This is a genomic window from Streptomyces sp. NPDC107562 (assembly GCF_055657325.1).
The window spans coordinates 1-18,960 of sequence record NZ_JBVKBE010000023.1; the positions used below are offsets into that span (position 1 = coordinate 1).

The window sequence follows — 18,960 nt, forward strand, 5'->3', positions numbered from 1 at the left end:
CGCGCCTTGAACTGATCGAACATCGCCCGACCCGTACCGTTGAACTTCCCCTCCAACGGCTGCGCCGCCTGCACCAACTGACGGATCAACGTCCCCAGATCGTCACTCGAACCCCGCGAATCACGCATCAACGACGACAGCGTCTGCGCACCCATGTCGAACTTCATGCAGAACTCGCCTCCCCCATCTCGTGTCCTGACGTGGCCATGCTCTTGCGTCCTTCCATGGTCGTTCACCGTCCGTCGCATCTGCAACCGCATTGCGTCACAGCCCGGCTACAACGGCGGAATATAACGATCCGGCGTCGGTCGCCGCGACCACCCTTGCCAGCCACCCGTGTAATCGATTCCAATCACCTCTACGCCCATCGATGTAATCGATTCCATGACCACGAGGAGGTGGACCGGCAATGGCGAGCATCAAGGACGTGGCCGCCGCGGCAGGCGTGTCCGTCGCCACGGTCTCGCGGGTGCTGAACGACCATCCATCGGTCAGCGCGGACGCCCGCACGCGGGTGCTGGCCGCCGTCGAGACGCTGGGCTACCGCCCGAACGCCGTCGCCCGGTCCCTGCGCACCGATCAGACCCACACCCTCGGCCTGGTCATCAGCGACGTGATGAACCCCTACTTCACCGAGCTGGCCCGCTCCGTCGAGGAAGAGGCCAGGGCGCTGGGCTACAGCGTGATCATCGGGAACGCCGACGAGCGGCCCGACCTCCAGGACCACCACGTACGGAACCTGCTGGACCGCCGTATCGACGGCCTCCTCGTGTCCCCGACCGACGGCGGCTCCCCGCTGATGCTGGACGCCGTGCGCGCGGGCACCCCGATGGTCTTCGTGGACCGGTGGATCCCGGGCGTCGACGTGCCCGTGGTGCGGGCGGACGGAGGGGCCGCCGTGCGCGACCTCGTCGCCCACCTCCACGGCCTCGGGCACCGGCGGCTCGCGATCATCGCGGGGCCGGCGGCGACCACGACCGGGCGCGAACGTGTGGACGCCTTCCGTGAGGCCCTCGGCGCCTACGGGCTGGACCTCCCGGACGCCTACATAGGCCAGGGCGACTTCCAGGCCGACAGCGGGCGCCGGGTCACCGAGGGCTTCCTCGACCTGCCCGAGCCGCCCGAGGTCGTCTTCGCGGCCGACAACCTGATGGCCCTCGGCGCGCTGGACGCCGTACGCGCGCGGGGGCTGCGGGTGCCCGACGACCTCGCGCTCGCCGCCTTCGACGACATCCGGTGGTTCGTGCACACCGATCCACCGATCACCGCCGTCGCCCAGCCCACCGGCGAGCTGGGGCGTGCCGCCGTGCGCGCGCTGGTCTCCCGGATCGAGGGGCGGCCCGGCGAGTCCGTCACCCTCCCTGCCCGTCTGGTCGTACGCCGGTCGTGCGGCGGGCCGGGCACCGGACCGCTCTCCCCCACCTGACGTTCCCCTCGCGCCCCCCTCCCCCACGGACGAGGGCCCCCTCAGCCCCCCTCAGTCCCCCTCCCCCCCTCAGCCCCCCTCAGTCCCCGTACGAAGGAGTACGTCGTGAGCGACCCGCATGAGTTGCTGCGTATCGAGGGCATCCGCAAGACCTTCCCCGGCGTGGTGGCGCTCGACGGCGTCGACTTCGATCTGCGCCGCGGGGAGGTGCATGTGCTGCTCGGTGAGAACGGTGCCGGCAAGAGCACGCTGATCAAGATGCTCTCCGGTGCCTACACGCCCGACGCCGGGCGGATCCTCGTGGGCGGTGAGGAGGTGCGCATCGACGGTGCGCAGGACTCCGAGCGCCTCGGGATCGCCACCATCTACCAGGAGTTCAACCTCGTTCCGGACCTGTCCGTCGCGGAGAACATCTTCCTCGGGCGGCAGCCCCGCCGCTTCGGGGTGATCGACCGCAAGCGGATGGAGGCCGACGCCGAGGCGCTGCTCGCGCGCGTGGGTGTGCGGGTGTCCCCCCGTGCCCGGGTGCGCGAACTGGGCATCGCCCGGCTCCAGATGGTCGAGATCGCCAAGGCGCTCAGTCTCGACGCGCGCGTGCTGATCATGGACGAGCCGACCGCCGTCCTGACCACCGAGGAGGTGGAGAAGCTGTTCGCCATCGTGCGGCAGCTGCGCGCGGACGGGGTCGGGGTCGTGTTCATCACGCACCACCTGGAGGAGATCGCCGCTCTCGGGGACCGCGTGACGGTGATCCGGGACGGGAAGAGCGTCGGGCAGGTGCCCGCCTCCACCGGTGAGGACGAGCTCGTACGCCTGATGGTGGGGCGGTCCATCGAGCAGCAGTACCCGCGCGAGCGCCCCGATGCCGGCGCCGCGCTGCTGACCGTCGAGGGCCTCACCCGGGACGGCGTCTTCCACGACGTGAGCTTCGAGGTGCGGGCCGGTGAGGTCGTCGGGATCGCGGGGCTCGTCGGGGCGGGCCGTACGGAGGTCGTACGGGCCGTGTTCGGTGCCGATCCCTACGACCAGGGAGCCGTGAAGGTCGCCGGCGCGGCCGTGCGGCGCCATGACGTCGGCGCCGCCATGGCCGCCGGGATCGGGCTGGTGCCCGAGGACCGCAAGGGGCAGGGGCTGGTGCTGGACGCCTCCGTCGAGGAGAACCTCGGGCTCGTGACCCTGCGCTCGGCCACCCGGGGCGGACTGGTCGACCTCAAGGGGCAGCACGAGTCCGCCGCGCGGATCGCCCGGCAGCTCGGGGTGCGGATGGCCGGCCTCGGGCAGCACGTGCGGACCCTGTCCGGCGGCAACCAGCAGAAGGTCGTCATCGGCAAGTGGCTGCTGGCGGACACCAAGGTGCTGATCCTCGACGAGCCGACGCGCGGTATCGACGTCGGCGCCAAGGTCGAGATCTACCAGCTCGTCAACGAACTGACGGCCGCCGGCGCCGCCGTGCTGATGATCTCCAGCGATCTGCCCGAGGTGCTCGGCATGAGCGACCGGGTGCTGGTGATGGCGCAGGGGCGGATCGCCGGCGAACTCCCCGCGGCCGAGGCGACCCAGGACTCCGTGATGGCCCTCGCCGTCAGCACACCCGGCAACACCGACACCGACACCGACACCGATGGAACGGAGGCCTCCCGTGGCCACTGACACGCTCAAGAGCTCCGCGGGCGCGGGTGGCGCCTCCGGCCCCGGCGGACTGCGCCGGCTGCTGCTCGACAACGGGGCGCTCACCGCGCTCATCGTCCTCGTCATCGCGCTGTCGGCGCTGTCCGGGGACTTCCTGACCGCCGACAACCTGCTCAACATCGGCGTCCAGGCCGCCGTCACCGCGATCCTCGCCTTCGGCGTCACCTTCGTGATCGTCTCGGCGGGCATCGACCTGTCGGTGGGTTCGGTCGCGGCGCTGTCGGCCACCGTGCTGGCCTGGAGCGCCACCAGCGAGGGCGTGCCGGTCGTGCTGGCGGTGCTGCTGGCCGTCGCCACGGGTATCGCCTGCGGTCTCGTCAACGGCTTCCTGATCTCGTACGGCAAACTGCCGCCGTTCATCGCGACGCTCGCCATGCTGTCGGTGGCGCGCGGTCTGTCGCTGGTCATCTCGCAGGGCTCGCCCATCGCGTTCCCGGACTCGGTCTCGCACCTCGGTGACACGCTCGGCGGCTGGCTGCCGGTGCCCGTGCTGGTGATGATCGTCATGGGTCTGATCACGGCGTTCGTGCTCGCCCGGACCTACCTCGGGCGGTCGATGTACGCGATCGGCGGCAACGAGGAGGCGGCCCGGCTGTCGGGTCTGCGGGTGAAGAAGCAGAAGCTCGCCATCTACGCGCTGTCCGGCCTGTTCGCGGCCGCCGCGGGCATCGTGCTCGCCTCCCGGCTGTCCTCCGCGCAGCCGCAGGCCGCGCAGGGCTACGAGCTGGACGCCATCGCGGCGGTCGTCATCGGCGGTGCCTCACTCGCGGGCGGTACCGGCAAGGCGTCCGGCACGCTGATCGGCGCGCTGATCCTCGCGGTGCTGCGCAACGGCCTCAACCTGCTGTCCGTGTCAGCCTTCTGGCAGCAGGTCGTCATCGGTGTGGTGATCGCGCTGGCCGTGCTGCTCGACACCGTGCGGCGCAAGGCGGGCTCGACCCCGGTCGGTGCCGGTGGAGGCGGCGACAAGCGCAAGCAGGCGATCACCTATCTGCTGGCCGCCGTGATCGCGGTGGCGGTGGTCGCGGCGACCTCGCTGCTGCACACCGGGTCCTCCGGCACGCAGAAGAAGGTCGGGCTGTCGCTGTCCACGCTCAACAACCCCTTCTTCGTGCAGATCCGGGCGGGCGCCGAGGCCGAGGCGAAGAAGCTCGGGGTAGACCTCACCGTCACCGACGCGCAGAACGACGCCTCGCAACAGGCCAACCAGTTGCAGAACTTCACCAGCGAGGGTGTCTCCTCGATCGTCGTCAACCCGGTGGACTCGGACGCGGCCGGCCCGTCGGTGCGGGCCGCCAACAAGGCCGACATCCCCGTCGTCGCCGTCGACCGGGGCGTCAACAAGGCAGAGACGGCCGCTCTCGTGGCGTCCGACAACGTCGAGGGCGGTCAGCTGGGCGCCAAGGCGCTCGCCGAGAAGCTCGGCGGCAGCGGCACGATCGTGATCCTCCAGGGCCAGGCCGGCACCTCCGCGAGCCGGGAACGCGGTGCGGGCTTCGCCGAGGGGCTGAAGGACTACCCGGGCATCAAGGTGGTCGCCAAGCAGCCGGCCGACTTCGACCGCACCAAGGGCCTCGACGTGATGACGAACCTGCTCCAGGCGCATCCCGACATCAAGGGTGTGTTCGCGGAGAACGACGAGATGGCGCTGGGCGCGATCAAGGCGCTGGGTTCGAAGGCCGGCAAGTCGGTCCAGGTCGTCGGATTCGACGGCACGCCGGACGGGCTGAAAGCGGTCGAGAACGGGACACTGTTCGCCTCGGTGGCCCAGCAGCCGAAGGAACTCGGCCGGATCGCCGTGGACAACGCCCTGCGGGCGGCCGAGGGCGAGAAGGTGAGTGCGACGGTGAAGGTGCCGGTGAAGGTGATCACGAAGGAGAACGTGGCCGGCTTCGGCGGCTGACGGCCGGGGGCCGGGGCCGGCCAGGCCCCGGCCCCCGCGTCCGTCTCACGTCACACGTCACACGTCACGCAGGGCAGTCACGTCACTCAGCAGGTACGGGGATCAGGGAGACCTTCATGTACGACTACGACCTCCTGGTCGTCGGGTCGGCCAACGCCGACCTGGTGATCGGCGTCGAGCGGCGGCCCGGCGCCGGGGAGACGGTGCTCGGGTCCGATTTGGCCGTCCACCCGGGCGGCAAGGGCGCCAACCAGGCGGTCGCGGCCGCCCGGCTGGGGGCCCGGACGGCCCTGCTGGCCCGGGTCGGTGACGACGCGTATGGCCGGATGCTGCTCGACTCGCAGCGGGCCGCCGGCGTCGACACGGTCGGCGTGCTGGCCGGCGGTGCCCCGACCGGCGTCGCGCTGATCACCGTGGACCCGTCCGGCGACAACAGCATCGTGGTGTCACCGGGGGCGAACGGACGGCTCAGGCCCGACGACGTACGGGCGGCGGGAAGCCTGTTCCACGCCTCGCGGGTCGTCTCGGCGCAGCTGGAGATCCCGCTGGAGACGGTCGTGGAGGCGGTCCGGAGCATGGCGCCCGGCAGCCGCTTCGTGCTCAACCCCTCGCCGCCGCGCCCGCTGCCCGCCGAGGTGCTGGCGGCGTGCGACCCGCTGATCGTGAACGAGCACGAGGCCAAGGTGATCCTCGGGGACGCCCTGGTCGGCGACGACCCCGCCGGCTGGGCGCGGATCCTGCTGGCGCGCGGGCCGCGTTCGGTGGTCGTGACGCTGGGCGCGCGGGGGGCGCTGGTGGCGTCCGCGGAGGGAGTGGCGCAGGTGCCGTCGGTGCGGGTCGAGGCGGTCGACACGACCGGTGCGGGCGACGCCTTCACGGCGGCGCTGGCCTGGCGGCTGGGCCAGGGCGACGACCTGGCGCAGGCGGCGGCCTACGCGGCCCGGGTCGGGGCGGCGGCCGTGACGAAGCCGGGGGCGCAGGAGTCGTACCCCACTGCGGACGAGGTGGCCGCGCTGTGAAGAGGGCCGGGATTCTCAACCGTCATCTCGCGGGCGCGCTCGCCGAGTTGGGGCACGGGGACGGGGTGCTGGTGTGCGACGCCGGGATGCCGATACCGGCGGGCCCGCGCGTCGTCGACCTGGCCTTCCGGGCCGGGGTGCCCTCGTTCGCCGAGGTGCTCGACGGGCTGCTGGACGAGCTGGTCGTGGAGGGCGCGACCGCGGCGACGGAGGTACGGGGAGCCAATCCGGCGGTGGCCGCGCTGCTGGAGGCGCACTTCCCGAAGCTCGGCCTCGTCTCCCACGAGCGCCTCAAGGAGCTGTCGGGGGGCGCGCGATTGGTCGTACGCACCGGGGAGGCGACGCCGTACGCGAACGTGCTGTTGCGCTGCGGGGTGTTCTTCTGAGCACGGGGCGGGCCGCCTGGCACGCGTGGAGGGGGCCGGTCGACGGACCGGCCCCCTCGGCTTTCCCCTCCCGTCAGAACCCCGCGATCCCCCCGGATCCCCCCGGATTCCCCCCATGGAAGCCCTGACTCCTCATACGACCCGCGAAGGCCGGGGAGCCACGCGGGGGCGGGATTTTCTTGCCGGGGTCTCCGCGGGGCGCCCGTGCGGTCCCGGTCTCAGCGGCGCAGGGCGGTCTCCCGGTCCATGCGCGACAGCTTCTCCGGGTTGCGCACGGCGTAGAGTCCGGTGATCAGTCCGTCGTCGATGCGCACCGCCACGACGGTGTCGATCTCGTCGTCGAGCTGGAGGAACAACGCCGGACGGCCGTTGACCTCCGTCGGCCGCAGCCGTGCCGGCCCCGGCACCCGGCTCAGCCCGCCGATCATCAGGCGGGCCACCTTGTCGGCCCCGACGACGGGCCGCAGGATCGCCTGCTTGACCCCGCCGCCGTCGCCCACGAGGACGACGTCCGGGGCGAGGATGTCGAGCAGGCCCTGCAGGTCGCCGGTCTCCACCGCCCGCCGGAACGCGTCCAGCGCCTCGCGGGTCTCGGTCCGCGAGACGGCGCCGCGGGGCCGGCGGGCCGCGACGTGGGCCCGTGCCCGGTGGGCGACCTGCCGGACCGTCGCCGGGGTCTTGTCGACGGCTTCGGCGATCTCGTCGTACCCGAGGTCGAAGACCTCGCGCAGCACGAACACCGCGCGTTCGGTGGGCGTCAGCGTCTCCATCACCAGCAGCATCGCCATCGAGACGCTGTCGGCGAGTTCGACGTCCTCGGCCACGTCCGGCGCGGTCAGCAGCGGCTCGGGCAGCCATGAGCCGACGTAGGACTCCTTGCGGCGGCCCAGGGTGCGCAGTCGGCTCAGTGCCTGGCGGGTGGTGATCCGGACCAGGTACGCGCGCCGGTCCCGCACGGTGGCGAGGTCGACGCCGGCCCATCGCAGCCAGGTCTCCTGGAGGACGTCCTCCGCGTCGGCGGCCGAGCCGAGCATCTCGTAGGCGACCGTGAAGAGCAGGTTGCGGTGGGCGACGAACGCCTCGGTGGCGGGGTCCGTGCGTCCCTCGCCCGCCGTCCGCCGGGCCGTTTCCTCGGTGCGTTCGCTGTCCACCGGCTGCTCCTGTCGGTTCGCCCACGAAGGTCCTCGCGCACGAGACGCCGCCCCGGGCCGATCCGTGACATCGCCGCCCCGTGGCCCACGTCACAGCGAGGTCGCGTCACAGGGGCAGGCCCGCCGGCATCTCGTGTCCGTCCGCAACGCCACCCGAGTGAGGACGAGGTCATGGACGTTCGATTCAACCTGTTCGAGAACCAGCTCGCCGCCAGGTTCGCCAAGCGGTTCGCCGGTGCGGGCCTGCTGATCCACCGGTCGACGCTGCCGAGGTCCACGCAGGAGCTCGTGTCCCTGCGGGCCAGCCAGATCAACGGCTGCGGGCACTGCATCGACATGCACACCAAGGAGGCCACGGCGGCCGGTGAGTCCGCGGTCCGGCTGCACCTGGTCGCCGCCTGGCGCGAGTCGACCGTGTTCACCGAGGCCGAGCAGGCCGCGCTGGCGCTCGCCGAGGAGGGCACCCGCCTCGCCGACGCCGCGCCGGGCGTGTCCGACGAGACGTGGGCCCTTGCGCGCAAGCACTACGACGACGACCAGCTGGCCGCGTTGGTCGCGCTGGTCGCCCTGATCAACGCGGCCAACCGGCTCGCGGTGATCGTGCACCAGCCGGGCGGCTCCTACGAGCCCGGCATGTTCAGCGCCGCCTTCGACGACTGACACGCCGACGGGGACCGGGCCGCCCTCCCGGTCCCCTTCGGCGGCACGGCGGCACGGCGGCACGGCGTCACGGCGTCACGGCGTCCTCGGGCGGCGGGAGCACATGGCGTACGAACCGCTCCGCCGTCTCCGCCAGGGCCTCCCGGCCGTCCCGGGCCCACAGCGGCTCGTTGAAGAGCTCGACCTCGATCGGACCGGTGTACCCGGCCGCCTCGACGTAGCCCTTCCACTCCCGCATGTCGATCGAGCCGTCGCCGATCTGGCCGCGGCCGTTGAGGACGCCCTCGGGCAACGGGGTCGTCCAGTCCGCGAGTTGGAAGGTGTGGATGCGGCCGCCGGCCCCCGCGCGGGCGATCTGCCGCGGCGCCGTGTCGTCCCACCAGATGTGGTAGGTGTCCACGGCGACGCCGACCTGGTGCGCGGGGAAGCGCTCGGCGAGGTCGAGAGCCTGCGCGAGGGTGGAGACCACGCAGCGGTCGGCGGCGTACATCGGGTGGAGCGGCTCGATGGCGAGGCGGACGCCGTGCCGCTGCGCGTAGGGGCCCAGTTCGGCCAGGGCGTCGGCGACGCGCTGCCGGGCACCGTGCAGGTCCTTCGACCCCGGCGGCAGGCCGCCCGAGACCAGGACCAGGGTCGTCGTGCCGAGCGTCGCCGCCTCGTCGACGGCGCGGCGGTTGTCGGCGAGGGCACGGGCCCGCTCCCCGGGGTCGCTCGCGGTGAGGAAGCCGCCCCGGCACAGCGTCGTCACCGTCAGGCCCGCGTCCCGCACCAGTGCGGCGCTCGCCTCCACGCCGTACGACTGCACCGGCTCGCGCCACAGGCCCACGGAGGGGACCCCCAGTTCCACGCAGGCCGCGACCAGTTCGGGCAGGGCGAGCTGCCGCACCGTCATCTGGTTGATGCTGAAACGCTCCAGCGCGCCGCTCACTGCGTCACCCCGTACATCGCGAGCAGGGTCCGCATCCGCTCCTCGGCCCGCTTCGGGTCGGGGAACAGGCCCAGCCCGTCGGCGAGTTCGTAGGCGCGGGCGAGGTGCGGGAGGGAACGCGCCGACTGGAGGCCGCCGACCATCGTGAAGTGGGTCTGGTGGCCCGCCAGCCAGGCCAGCAGGACCACTCCGGTCTTGTAGAACCGGGTGGGCGCCTGGAACAGGTGGCGGGACAGTGCGACGGTGGGGTCGAGGAGGGCGCGGAAGCCCGTGACGTCCCCGGTGTCCAGGACGCGCACCGCCTGCGCCGCCGCCGGACCGAGCGGGTCGAAGATGCCGAGCAGGGCGTGGCTGAACCCCTGGTCGTCGCCCGCGATCAGCTCGGGGTAGTGGAAGTCGTCGCCGGTGTAGCAGCGGACGCCCTCCGGGAGCCGGCGGCGCAGGTCGATCTCGCGCCCGGCGTCCAGCAGGGAGACCTTGACGCCGTCGACCTTGCCGGGGTGGGCGGCGATCACGTCCAGGAGAGTGCGGGTGGCCGCGTCGAGGTCGGCGGAGCCCCAGTAGCCCGCCAGCGCCGGGTCGAACATCGGGCCCAGCCAGTGCAGGATCACCGGCTCGGCGGACTGGCGCAGCAGGTGGCCGTACACCTCCAGGTAGTCCTCGGGGCCCCGCGCGGCGGCGGTGAGGGCCCGGGACGCCATGAGGATCGGCCGGGCGCCGCACGCCTCGACCAGCGCGAGTTGCTCCTCGTAGGCCGCGCGTACCTCGGCGAGGCCGCCCGAGGTGATCTGGTCCGTCCCCACACCGCAGGCGACTCGGCCGCCGACCGCCTTCGCCTCCGCCGCCGACCTGCGGATCAGTTCGGCCGCGCCCGCCCAGTCCAGGCCCATCCCCCGCTGGGCGGTGTCCATCGCCTCGGCGACGCCCAGCCCGTGCGACCACAAATGACGGCGGAAGGCGAGCGTGGCGTCCCAGTCGATCGCGGCGGGCGAGTCCGGGCTGACGTCGGCGAACGGGTCGGCGACGACGTGCGCGGCGGCGAGGACCGTACGGGAGGAGAGGTCCGCGCCGGGGGTGAACGCCAGGGGCTCGGAGCGGGGTTCGTAGGTCCGCAGGCCGCCGTGGGCGTCGGGCAGCCGGAGGGTCACAGCGTGATCTCCGGTACGTCGAGGCGTCGGCCCTCGGCCGAGGACCGCAGGCCCAGTTCGGCGAGCTGAACGCCGCGGGCGCCGGCGAGCAGGTCCCAGTGGTAGGGGGCGTCGGCGTAGACGTGGCGCAGGAACAGTTCCCACTGCGCCTTGAACCCGTTCTCGAACTCACCGTTGTCCGGCACCTCCTGCCACTGGTCGCGGAAGGCGTAGGTGGCCGGGAGGTCCGGGTTCCAGATCGGTTTGGGGGTGGCGGCGCGGTGCTGGACACGGCAGTTGCGCAGTCCCGCGACCGCCGAGCCGTGGGTGCCGTCCACCTGGAACTCGACCAGTTCGTCGCGGTGGACGCGGACCGTCCAGGAGGAGTTGATCTGGGCGATGGCGCCGCCGTCCAGCTCGAAGATGCCGTAGGCGGCGTCGTCGGCGGTGGCGTCGTAGGGCTTGCCGTTCTCGTCGAAGCGCTGCGGGACGTGGGTGGTGGCGACGGCCTGGACGGAGGTCACCCGGCCGAAGAGCTCGTGCAGGACGTACTCCCAGTGCGGGAACATGTCGACGACGATGCCGCCGCCGTCCTCGGCGCGGTAGTTCCAGGAGGGGCGCTGGGGGGACTGCCAGTCGCCCTCGAAGACCCAGTAGCCGAACTCGCCGCGCACGGACAGGACCTGGCCGAAGAAGCCGCCGTCGACGAGCCGCTTCAGCTTGAGCAGGCCGGGCAGGAACAGCTTGTCCTGGACGACGCCGTGCTTGATGCCGGCGTCCTTGGCGAGGCGGGCCAGTTCCAGGGCGCCGGCGAGTCCGGTGGCGGTCGGCTTCTCGGTGTAGACGTGCTTGCCTGCCGCGATCGCCTTGCGGAGTGCCTCCTCGCGGGCGGAGGTGACCTGGGCGTCGAAGTAGATGTCGACGGCCGGGTCGGCGAGGACCGCGTCGACGTCCGTGGAGACGTGCTCCAGGCCGTGCCGGTCGGCGAGTGCCCGCAGGGCGTGCTCGCGGCGCCCGACGAGGACGGGCTCGGGCCACAGCACGGTGCCGTCGCCGAGGTCGAGACCGCCTTGTTCACGGAGGGCCAGCAGAGAGCGGACGAGATGCTGGCGATGACCCATGCGCCCGGTCACGCCGTTCATGGCGATGCGCACCGTCTTGCGGTTCACGTGGTTCCCTCTCGCTGTGAGCAGTGGGCACTGAGCATGCAGCAAGCGCTTTCTACATGCAGAAGCTAGCCTCTGAGCAGGGGTTCGGACAAGGGTGTGACCGTCTTGAGTTGTTCGAGGGGGCGAACAATCGAGGCGGTGGCCTTAGGGTCAACCCGGACGATTCCAGGCGGGGAATCACAGGCTGCGCTACCGGAGGACGACGAGATGACGGTGACCCTGGCGGACGTGGCTGCCCGCGCCCAGGTCTCGCCCGCGACGGTGTCGCGCGTGCTGAACGGCAACTACCCGGTGGCCGCGTCCACCCGCGAGCGGGTGCTCAAGGCGGTCGACGAGCTGGACTACGTCCTCAACGGTCCCGCCAGCGCGCTCGCCGCCGCCACCTCCGACCTGGTCGGCATCCTGGTCAACGACATCGCCGACCCCTTCTTCGGGGTCATGGCGAGCGCGATCCAGTCGGAGATCGGCGGTCCGGGCGGCAGAGCCGGCGGGGAGCGGCTCGCGGTCGTCTGCAACACGGGGGGCTCCCCCGAGCGCGAGCTGACCTATCTGACCCTGCTGCAACGCCAGCGCGCCGCCGCCGTCGTGCTCACCGGTGGCGCTGTGGAGGACGCCGCGCACGTGACGGCGATGTCGGCGAAGCTGCGCAGACTGGCCGAGGCCGGCACGCGGGTCGTGCTGTGCGGGCGGCCGCCGGCCCCACAGACCCAGGCGGTGGCGCTGACCTTCGAGAACCGCGGCGGCGGGCGGCAGTTGACGGAGCATCTGATCGGGCTCGGGCACCGCAGGCTCGGCTACATCGCCGGCCCCGAGGAGCGGACCACGACCCGGCACCGGCTGGAGGGACACCGGGCCGCACTGGAGGCGGCCGGCATCCCGGACGACCCGCGCCGGACGGTCCACGGCCGCTACGACCGCCGGTCCGGCTACGAGGCCACGCTGGAGCTGCTGCGCCGCGACCCGTCCCTCACCGCCGTGGTCGCCGCGAACGACTCCGTCGCGCTGGGGGCGTGCGCGGCGCTGCGGGAGACGGGACGGCGGATACCGGAGGACGTCTCGGTCGCCGGGTTCGACGACCTGCCGTTCAGCATCGACGCGGTGCCCGCGCTGACGACGGTACGGCTGCCGCTGGCGGAGGCGGGGGCGCGGGCGGGGCGGATCGCCATGGGCCGCGAGGAGCCACCGCCGGGCGGGATCGCCACGGTGCGGGGGGAGTTGATGGTGCGCGGCTCCACGGGGGCGCCGCGCGGTTGAGGGGCGGGGTTCACGCCCCCGCGTACTGCGCCTCCCCGTTCCCCAGCGACCAGTCGGCCGGCCCGTTCTCGGTCAGGGCGACGAAGACGTTGCGCGGCTCCGTGCCCGCGTACTCCTCGGCGAGTTCGGCGATACGGCGGTACAGGGCGCGCTTCTGCTCCGGGGTGCGCCCGGCGCGCAGGGTGATCGCGACGTAGACAATGCCCTCGTCGCGCGCGACGTCCAGGTAGGCGCCGTACCGGAGCGTGCCGCTCGTGCCGTCGTGCGCGGTCAGGATCTGGAAATGGTCGTCCGGGGGGATGCCGAGGGTCTCGATCAGGGCCTCGTGGACGGCCCGGCCGAGGGCTTCGAGGCGGCCGGGGCGGGAGGCCAGGGCGTCGATGCGGACGAGGGGCACGGGTCAACTCCCGGCGGGCGGCTGCGGACAGGGGACGGCCGTGGACACGGGGCCCGCGGACCGACGCCGTACATACTAGTAGGTACAGTCACCCTTCTCCGTGCTCGTCCTCAGGGCCGGATCCCGTCGCAGGCGATGGGCAGGTGACGCGGGCCGCGCAGGACGGCGTTCCGGCGGTACGGGGGCGGGTCCTCCAGCAGGCGGGGGTTCTCCAGGCGACGGGCCAGTTCCGCCAGGGCCAGCTGGGCCTCCAGACGCGCCAGCGGTGCGCCGAAGCAGCTGTGGATGCCGCTGCCGAAGCCGAGGTGCTGAATGTCCCCGCGGTCCGGGTCGAAACGGTCCGGGTTCTCGAACCGCCGCGGGTCGCGGTTGCCCGACGCCAGCACCAGCCACAGCGAGGCGCCCTTGGGGATGGTGACGCCGCCGATCTCGATGTCGGCGACGGTGGTGCGCTGCGGCACCAGTTGCACCGGCGGCTCGAAGCGCAGCAGCTCCTCCACGATCGGCACGGCGAGGCGCGGTTCGTCCCGCAGCCGTCGCAGGACGTCCGGGTTGCGCAGCAGGGTCAGCATGCCGTTGGTGACGAGGTTGACGGTGGTCTCGTGCCCCGCGATCAGCAGCAGGGCCGCGGTGCTGAGCAGTTCCATCGTCGTCATCGCGCCGTCCGGGCCCTCGGCCGACGCCAGCGCGGAGATCATGTCGTTCCTGGGGTGCTTGCGGCGCTCCTCGATCAGCCCGGCCAGGTACATGCCGAGCTGCATACGGGCCTCGTGCGAGGACTTGCCGCGGTCGGCGGGGTCCGCGTCCGGATCGGGGTCCAGGCTCGCGGCGATGGTGTCCGCCCAGCCGTGGAAGCGCGGCTCGTCCTCGCGCGGCACTCCGAGGATGCGGCAGATCACGGTGACCGGGAACGGGTACGAGAACTCCTCGACCAGGTCGATCCGGCCGGGGTCGGCGATGCCGTCGACCAGTCCGGAGACGATGCCGTGCAGTTCCTCGCGCATTCCGTCGACCCGGTGCGGGGAGTGCGGCGGGCCGAAGGGCCGGTTCGTCATCCGCCGCAGCCGGTCGTGCTCGGGCGGGTCGAGCCGCAGGAAGCTCGGCGGCAGCACCCCGTCGCCCGGCTCGGACGACGACTCGGCGAGCGGATCGTGCGACGCGGAGGCCAGGTTGCGCGCGTCGGAGCTGATGCGGGGGTCGTGCAGGAGGCTGCGGATCTCGTAGTAGGTGCTGACGACGTACGGCCCGTCGTCCTGGTGGAGGACGGGCGTCTTACGCAGCTCCTCGTAGAGGGGGTACGGGTCGGCGCGGTTCGAGTAGTCCAGGATCTGGTGCAACGGCGATGGCGTCATCGTGCGTCCTCGGGGCCGGGCGGGTCAGTGCGCGGGGGTGAACGTCATCCGGCGGTCGGCCGGCGAGTATCCGCTGAGGGTCACCGTGGGGCCGTGCGTGGGCACCGACGGGTCGGGGAAGTCCGCGTCCGTCGGACGCTGTCCCGGGCTCCGGCCGATCGTGGGGAACGGCGGCGGGAACGGCGCGGTGGTCTCGATCAGCTCCTGGTAGAACGGCAGCCACCGGGCGTGGTCGAAGGCGACCGCGCCGATCACCCGCCCCTGGTAGCCGTAGACACCGACGAACCGCCGGTCGGTGAGCGAGCCCTGCGAGACGAGGATCTCGGTGCCCAGCGACGGCACCCCGACCGACTTGATGTTCACGCCGAACTGCGAGGACCAGAAGGCCGGCACCCACAGGTGGGGCAGCCGGTCGGCGCTCTCGCTGAGCATGTTGTGCGCCGCGATCTCGGCCTGGCGGACGGCGTTGCCCCAGTGCTCCAGCGACAGGAACTGGTAGCCGAACAGGGCGTGCGGGGACCGCGCGACGTCTCCGGCGACGTAGATGTCGTCGGTGACGATGCCGCGGATGTCGAAGGCACGGCAGCCGGCGTCGCAGGCGATACCGCGCGGGCCCGCCCCGAGCCCCGACCCGGCGAGCCACTCGGTGTTGCGGGTGGCGCCCAGACAGACGACCACCAGGTCGGTCTCGACGGTGGACCCGTCGGACAGGTGCGCGGCCCGCACCCGGCACGAGGCGTCGCCCTCCAGCGCGGTCACCATGACCCCGCACCGCAGGTCCACGCCGTGCTCCTGCTGGAGTTCGGCGGCGACCGCGCCCACCACCCCGCCGAGCGCGCCGACCAGGGGCGCCCCGCCGCGTTCGGCGACGGTGACGGCGATGCCGCGCTCGCGGCAGGCGGAGGCGATCTCCGAGCCGGTGAACCCGGCGCCGATCACGAACACCCGCTTGGGCCCCGCCGCCAGCCGGCGCTCCAGCCGGGCGGCGTCGTCGCGGGTGCGCAGCACGAAGACACCGTCGAGTTCCGCCTCGGCCTCGCGGGGCCAGGGCCGCGCCCGTACCCCGGTGGCGATCAGCAGCCGGTCGTAGGGCACCTCGTCGCCGTCGCCGAGCCGCACCCGACGGGCGGCCATGTCCAGTCCGGTGGCCGGGACGCCGAGCCGCCAGGTCGCGTCGAGGTCGCGGCGCCTGGGCAGTGCGGTGCGGTCGGCGGTGGTCATGCCCAGCAGCACCTGCTTGGACAGCGGGGGCCGGTCGTACGGCTCGTGGGGTTCGTCACCGATGATCGTCAGGGAGCCGGTGAAGCCCTTCTCGCGCAGGGTCTCCGCGCCCCGCAGGCCCGCCAGCGAGGCGCCGACGACGACCACACGGCCCTCGCGCCGGAAGGCTTCCAGAGCGCTGTCAGCGGTCATCGGTCACCGCCCCGACGGGGGACGTCGACCTCGTCGACGAGGATGGCCTGGACGGGGCAGGCGGCCGCGGCCCGCGCGAGTCCGTCGCGCTGCGCCTCGTCCGCCTCGGGGTGGTAGAGCAGTCCCTCGTCGCCGTGCATGACGAAGACTTCGGGCGCGAGGAACGCGCACTGCGCGTATCCCTGACAGCGGTTCAGGTCGACGACAAGCCTCACCACGGGATGTGTCCTCTCCGACGGCCCGGTCCCCCGTGCGCCCATCCTCGGCCCACCCCTGGGGTACGGCGACGAGAGAGGTCCGTCGGAGTGAACGCGGCCCACTCCTGAAGGCCCGGCTACACGTGAAACGTCCGCGGATCGTCGGGCACCGCGCATTCCGTCTCCACCGACGCCGGCCGGACTCCCGCCGACCCGACGCGCCTGCCGAGCCCGGCGACCCGTCGAAGCGCAGCGGACTCCACAGGACCCGGCGGCTCCACACAGCCCGGCGCTCCTCGGGACCCGGCGGCTCCACACAGCCCAGCGCTCCTCAGGACCCGGCGGCTCCACACAGCCCAGCGCTCCTCAGGACCCGGCGGCTCCACACAGCCCAGCGCTCCTCAGGACCCCGCAGGGGTGGGTCGGTCGGTGGGGCGGTGGCCCACCAGGATGTGCAGGCTGACGATCAGCGCCCAGCCCGGGAACACCAGCTCCGACCAGGGCATGTCCGCTCCCACCACCAGCAGCACCAGCCCCACCGCATAGCCCAGCACGATGAGCGGGCCCGGCCAGACTCCGAGCCGGCGGCCGATGGTCGACGCCGTGAAGACGAACACCGCGGCCATGCGCAGCCCGTACGTGGTGAGCAGGGTGTAGGCGTAGTGGCGGCCGAACGCCGAGGGCGGCTGACCGTCGTCGAGCACGGTCCCGGCCGCCGCCCCGCAGCCGAACAGCATGGCGACGAAGACCAGTCCGCTGCCCAGGAACACGGTGGACACGAAACGGTCCTCCCCCGCGCCCGCCTGCTCGCGCAGCGCTCCCATGAACCACAGGAAGGAGATCCCGGCGAACGGCAGGAGCTCCAGCGCCGTCTGCACCGCGCCGCGCTGCCCGGCGTCGACGGTGACCTCGGTGCCGTCGGCCCCGCCGGGCAGGGCGAGGCGCACCAGGATGATCGCCGCGGCCATCAGGAGCGCGAACAGGACCCCGGCGACACCGGCGGCCCGGGGTGTCCCGAGGCGCTCGCGCTTCTGCCGCATCGTCTCTCGCTCTCCGTCCGTCCTCCCGCACGCAGACGTCCGCCCCACCTGGCCCGGACCTCTGCCCTTCCTTCGTCAAGACAGCAGCAATCCGCGCACTCCCGCCACCGGGCCGCGCCGGTCGCGGGACGCGGGGGGCCGCGCTTGACCTCAAGCGCGGTTGACGTACGACGCTCGTCGCATGAGCGATCACCACGCGTCCCAGGACGTCCACACCCTCGTCCCCGTCCTCGTCCACCGCCTCTTCCGGGCCTTGGACGCCCGCGAGTTCGCCCCGGGCTGGATGGGCGGCCTCGCCACCGAGGACGTACGGATGGAGACACCCGTCGGCGCCGCCGAGGGCCTGGCGGCGGTCGGGCAGTTGGCGGTGGAGCGGTTCGTACGGACGCAGCACATGGCGTCCGGGATCCTCGTCGACGCCGAGGGCGAGCGGGCCGACGTCTCGTGGAACGCCCATATGACCCATGTCCACGAGGACGGGAGCCTGTTCACCGTCGGGGGGCGGTTCGACGCCGAGGTGCGGCGTACGCCGGACGGCTGGCGGTTCAGCCGGATGGCGGTACGGCCGGTGTGGACGCAAGGCAGGCCACCCGTCGTGAACTGAACCGAACCGGTCGCCGCACGGGCGATGACTTCCGGGCCGCAGCGCGGTCTTCACTCCAGTTCCTCCAGCGTCTTCGTCACCCGGAAACAGGAGCCAGCCATGCCCCTCGTCATCACCTCGTTCATCAGCCTCGACGGCGTCGTCCAGGCGCCCGGCGGCCCGCAGGAGGACACCGACGGCGGGTTCGCCCACGGCGGCTGGACGCACCCGTTCTTCGACCCGGAGATCGTGGGCGGGGCCTTCGACGCGGCGCTGGAGGGCGCCGACGCCCTGCTCTTCGGGCGGCGGACCTGGCAGGCGATGGCCGGGGCGTGGCCGGAGCGGGCCGGAGACCCCTTCGCCGACCGGATGAACTCCATCCGGAAGTACGTCGTCAGCGCCACCCTCGGTGACGCCGACGCCAAGGACTGGGACAACACCCTGCGCGTCCCGGGTGCCGGGGCCGTGGCCGAACTGCGGGAGCTGAGCGCGACCGAGGGCGGGAACCTGCTGGTCATGGGCAGTCCGACGCTCGCCCGTACGCTGCTGGGCGAAGGGCTGGTCGATGAGCTGCGGCTGATCGTCATGCCCGTGGTGCTGGGCGGCGGGAAGTCGATCTTCCCGGACGACGGCACGAAGACGACGTTCACGCTGGTCTCGACGACGGCCTCGGAGGCGGGCGTCCAGGTGTGCGTCTACCGGCGGGCCGCCGAGCAGTAGCCGCCGGGGCTTAGACGCGAGGGGGCGGCCTGCGCTCGACGCGGGGACATCTCCGACCGGGTCGACCATCCGGGTCGGCCGTCCCGGCCGCCCCTCCCTCCCGTGGCGGGGCCGCCGAGCACGGCTGGAACGCCGACCACGAGGGGCTGGTCGCCCGGATCGTCGCGGACTCCGCGCAGGACCACGACCCGCACCTGGAACACGTGTGGATCGCCGAGCCGGACGGGCGTGCGGTGGGCTGCGTGAGGTGCGTACGGGACGAGGCGCCCGCCACCGCCCGGCTGCGGCTGCTCCTGGTCGAGCCGGACGCGCGCGGCCTCGGCGTCGGCGACCGGCTGGTGCGGGCGGTCGTCGACTTCGCGCGGGGGTTCGGCTGCCGCGACCTCGTCCCGGGGACGAACGACGTGCTCACCGCGGCCCGCCGCGTCTGCCGGCGGCACGGATTCGTGCCGGTCGGCGAGAAACCGCACCGGTCGTTCGGCAAGGACCTGGTCGGCCAGGACTGGCGCCCGGAGCTGCGGGTACCACGGGAGTGACGGCGGCCCG

At 72.7% G+C, this 18,960-nt stretch carries 18 protein-coding genes and 1 pseudogene; 10 read left to right on the forward strand and 9 right to left on the reverse strand.

The window, feature by feature from the left end:
- Positions 1–409: 409 nt before the first annotated feature.
- From ACZ7LV_RS37070 to rbsD, 5 genes are all read left to right on the forward strand, one after another.
- A complete protein-coding gene (locus ACZ7LV_RS37070) occupies positions 410–1,426 on the forward strand; it encodes a LacI family DNA-binding transcriptional regulator (protein ID WP_471945765.1) in 1,017 nt (338 codons plus the stop codon).
- 105 nt (positions 1,427–1,531) lie between these two features.
- Positions 1,532–3,076 (forward strand): sugar ABC transporter ATP-binding protein, encoded by a 1,545-nt coding sequence (locus ACZ7LV_RS37075; RefSeq protein WP_471945766.1) that lies wholly within the window; start codon positions 1,532–1,534, stop codon positions 3,074–3,076.
- A complete protein-coding gene (locus tag ACZ7LV_RS37080) occupies positions 3,066–5,018 on the forward strand; it encodes an ABC transporter permease/substrate-binding protein (protein ID WP_471945767.1) in 1,953 nt (650 codons plus the stop codon). The genes ACZ7LV_RS37075 and ACZ7LV_RS37080 overlap by 11 nt, the downstream gene beginning before the upstream one ends.
- A 116-nt stretch (positions 5,019–5,134) precedes the next feature.
- Positions 5,135–6,037, forward strand: a complete 903-nt coding sequence (locus ACZ7LV_RS37085; RefSeq protein WP_471945768.1) for a ribokinase — start codon at positions 5,135–5,137, stop codon at positions 6,035–6,037.
- The gene (rbsD, locus tag ACZ7LV_RS37090; protein ID WP_471945769.1) at positions 6,034–6,423 is read left to right on the forward strand and encodes a D-ribose pyranase; all 390 of its coding nucleotides are present in this window, start codon (positions 6,034–6,036) and stop codon (positions 6,421–6,423) included. The genes ACZ7LV_RS37085 and rbsD overlap by 4 nt, the downstream gene beginning before the upstream one ends.
- Positions 6,424–6,641: 218 nt before the next feature.
- Here rbsD and ACZ7LV_RS37095 read toward each other — a convergent pair whose 3' ends face one another.
- Positions 6,642–7,574 (reverse strand): RNA polymerase sigma-70 factor, encoded by a 933-nt coding sequence (locus ACZ7LV_RS37095; protein ID WP_471945770.1) that lies wholly within the window; start codon positions 7,572–7,574, stop codon positions 6,642–6,644.
- Positions 7,575–7,745: 171 nt separating this feature from the next.
- On the opposite strand from ACZ7LV_RS37095, the gene ACZ7LV_RS37100 reads away from it, so the two are divergent.
- Entirely contained in the window at positions 7,746–8,234 is a 489-nt protein-coding gene (locus ACZ7LV_RS37100; RefSeq protein WP_471945771.1) for a carboxymuconolactone decarboxylase family protein, read from the forward strand.
- Positions 8,235–8,301: 67 nt separating this feature from the next.
- On the opposite strand, the gene ACZ7LV_RS37105 is transcribed toward ACZ7LV_RS37100, so the two are convergent.
- Genes ACZ7LV_RS37105 through ACZ7LV_RS37115 form a run of 3 tightly spaced genes read right to left on the reverse strand, consistent with a single transcriptional unit; the run spans position 8,302 to position 11,458 of the window.
- Positions 8,302–9,126 (reverse strand): sugar phosphate isomerase/epimerase family protein, encoded by an 825-nt coding sequence (locus ACZ7LV_RS37105; protein WP_471945830.1) that lies wholly within the window; start codon positions 9,124–9,126, stop codon positions 8,302–8,304.
- Between the two features lie 32 nt (positions 9,127–9,158).
- Positions 9,159–10,310, reverse strand: coding sequence for a dihydrodipicolinate synthase family protein (locus ACZ7LV_RS37110; RefSeq protein WP_471945772.1), 1,152 nt, complete (start codon positions 10,308–10,310; stop codon positions 9,159–9,161).
- Positions 10,307–11,458: a Gfo/Idh/MocA family protein gene (locus ACZ7LV_RS37115; protein WP_471945773.1), complete on the reverse strand. Its 1,152-nt coding sequence runs from the start codon at positions 11,456–11,458 to the stop codon at positions 10,307–10,309. The genes ACZ7LV_RS37110 and ACZ7LV_RS37115 overlap by 4 nt, the downstream gene beginning before the upstream one ends.
- Positions 11,459–11,665: 207 nt before the next feature.
- On the opposite strand from ACZ7LV_RS37115, the gene ACZ7LV_RS37120 reads away from it, so the two are divergent.
- Positions 11,666–12,712: a LacI family DNA-binding transcriptional regulator gene (locus ACZ7LV_RS37120; protein WP_471945774.1), complete on the forward strand. Its 1,047-nt coding sequence runs from the start codon at positions 11,666–11,668 to the stop codon at positions 12,710–12,712.
- A gap of 10 nt (positions 12,713–12,722) precedes the next feature.
- On the opposite strand, the gene ACZ7LV_RS37125 is transcribed toward ACZ7LV_RS37120, so the two are convergent.
- The 5 genes from ACZ7LV_RS37125 to ACZ7LV_RS37145 form a co-directional block, all read right to left on the reverse strand.
- Positions 12,723–13,109, reverse strand: coding sequence for a tautomerase family protein (locus ACZ7LV_RS37125; protein WP_471945775.1), 387 nt, complete (start codon positions 13,107–13,109; stop codon positions 12,723–12,725).
- A gap of 110 nt (positions 13,110–13,219) precedes the next feature.
- Positions 13,220–14,461, reverse strand: a complete 1,242-nt coding sequence (locus ACZ7LV_RS37130) for a cytochrome P450 (protein ID WP_471945776.1) — start codon at positions 14,459–14,461, stop codon at positions 13,220–13,222.
- 24 nt (positions 14,462–14,485) lie between these two features.
- A complete protein-coding gene (locus ACZ7LV_RS37135) occupies positions 14,486–15,874 on the reverse strand; it encodes an NAD(P)/FAD-dependent oxidoreductase (protein ID WP_471945777.1) in 1,389 nt (462 codons plus the stop codon).
- Positions 15,871–16,089: a ferredoxin gene (locus ACZ7LV_RS37140; RefSeq protein WP_471945831.1), complete on the reverse strand. Its 219-nt coding sequence runs from the start codon at positions 16,087–16,089 to the stop codon at positions 15,871–15,873. Before ACZ7LV_RS37140 ends, ACZ7LV_RS37135 begins: the two co-directional genes overlap by 4 nt.
- A 383-nt stretch (positions 16,090–16,472) precedes the next feature.
- The gene (locus tag ACZ7LV_RS37145) at positions 16,473–17,111 is read right to left on the reverse strand and encodes a hypothetical protein (RefSeq protein WP_471945778.1); all 639 of its coding nucleotides are present in this window, start codon (positions 17,109–17,111) and stop codon (positions 16,473–16,475) included.
- 181 nt (positions 17,112–17,292) lie between these two features.
- On the opposite strand from ACZ7LV_RS37145, the gene ACZ7LV_RS37150 reads away from it, so the two are divergent.
- The 3 genes and pseudogenes from ACZ7LV_RS37150 to ACZ7LV_RS37160 form a co-directional block, all read left to right on the forward strand.
- Positions 17,293–17,715: a nuclear transport factor 2 family protein gene (locus ACZ7LV_RS37150; protein WP_471945779.1), complete on the forward strand. Its 423-nt coding sequence runs from the start codon at positions 17,293–17,295 to the stop codon at positions 17,713–17,715.
- 99 nt (positions 17,716–17,814) lie between these two features.
- A complete protein-coding gene (locus tag ACZ7LV_RS37155; protein ID WP_471945780.1) occupies positions 17,815–18,414 on the forward strand; it encodes a dihydrofolate reductase family protein in 600 nt (199 codons plus the stop codon).
- A 110-nt stretch (positions 18,415–18,524) separates the two neighbouring features.
- A pseudogene (locus ACZ7LV_RS37160) lies at positions 18,525–18,950 on the forward strand (GNAT family N-acetyltransferase); the annotation flags it as partial.
- Positions 18,951–18,960 lie beyond the last annotated feature (10 nt).

Coding starts and splice junctions, on each gene's coding strand:
- ACZ7LV_RS37070 (WP_471945765.1), top strand. CDS start 410: ATGGCGAGCATCAAGGACGTGGCCGCCGCGGCAGGCGTGTCCGTCGCC.
- ACZ7LV_RS37085 (WP_471945768.1), top strand. CDS start 5,135: ATGTACGACTACGACCTCCTGGTCGTCGGGTCGGCCAACGCCGACCTG.
- ACZ7LV_RS37100 (WP_471945771.1), top strand. CDS start 7,746: ATGGACGTTCGATTCAACCTGTTCGAGAACCAGCTCGCCGCCAGGTTC.
- ACZ7LV_RS37105 (WP_471945830.1), bottom strand. CDS start 9,126: ATGACGGTGCGGCAGCTCGCCCTGCCCGAACTGGTCGCGGCCTGCGTG.
- ACZ7LV_RS37120 (WP_471945774.1), top strand. CDS start 11,666: ATGACGGTGACCCTGGCGGACGTGGCTGCCCGCGCCCAGGTCTCGCCC.
- ACZ7LV_RS37130 (WP_471945776.1), bottom strand. CDS start 14,461: ATGACGCCATCGCCGTTGCACCAGATCCTGGACTACTCGAACCGCGCC.
- ACZ7LV_RS37135 (WP_471945777.1), bottom strand. CDS start 15,874: ATGACCGCTGACAGCGCTCTGGAAGCCTTCCGGCGCGAGGGCCGTGTG.
- ACZ7LV_RS37145 (WP_471945778.1), bottom strand. CDS start 17,111: ATGCGGCAGAAGCGCGAGCGCCTCGGGACACCCCGGGCCGCCGGTGTC.
- ACZ7LV_RS37150 (WP_471945779.1), top strand. CDS start 17,293: ATGAGCGATCACCACGCGTCCCAGGACGTCCACACCCTCGTCCCCGTC.
- ACZ7LV_RS37155 (WP_471945780.1), top strand. CDS start 17,815: ATGCCCCTCGTCATCACCTCGTTCATCAGCCTCGACGGCGTCGTCCAG.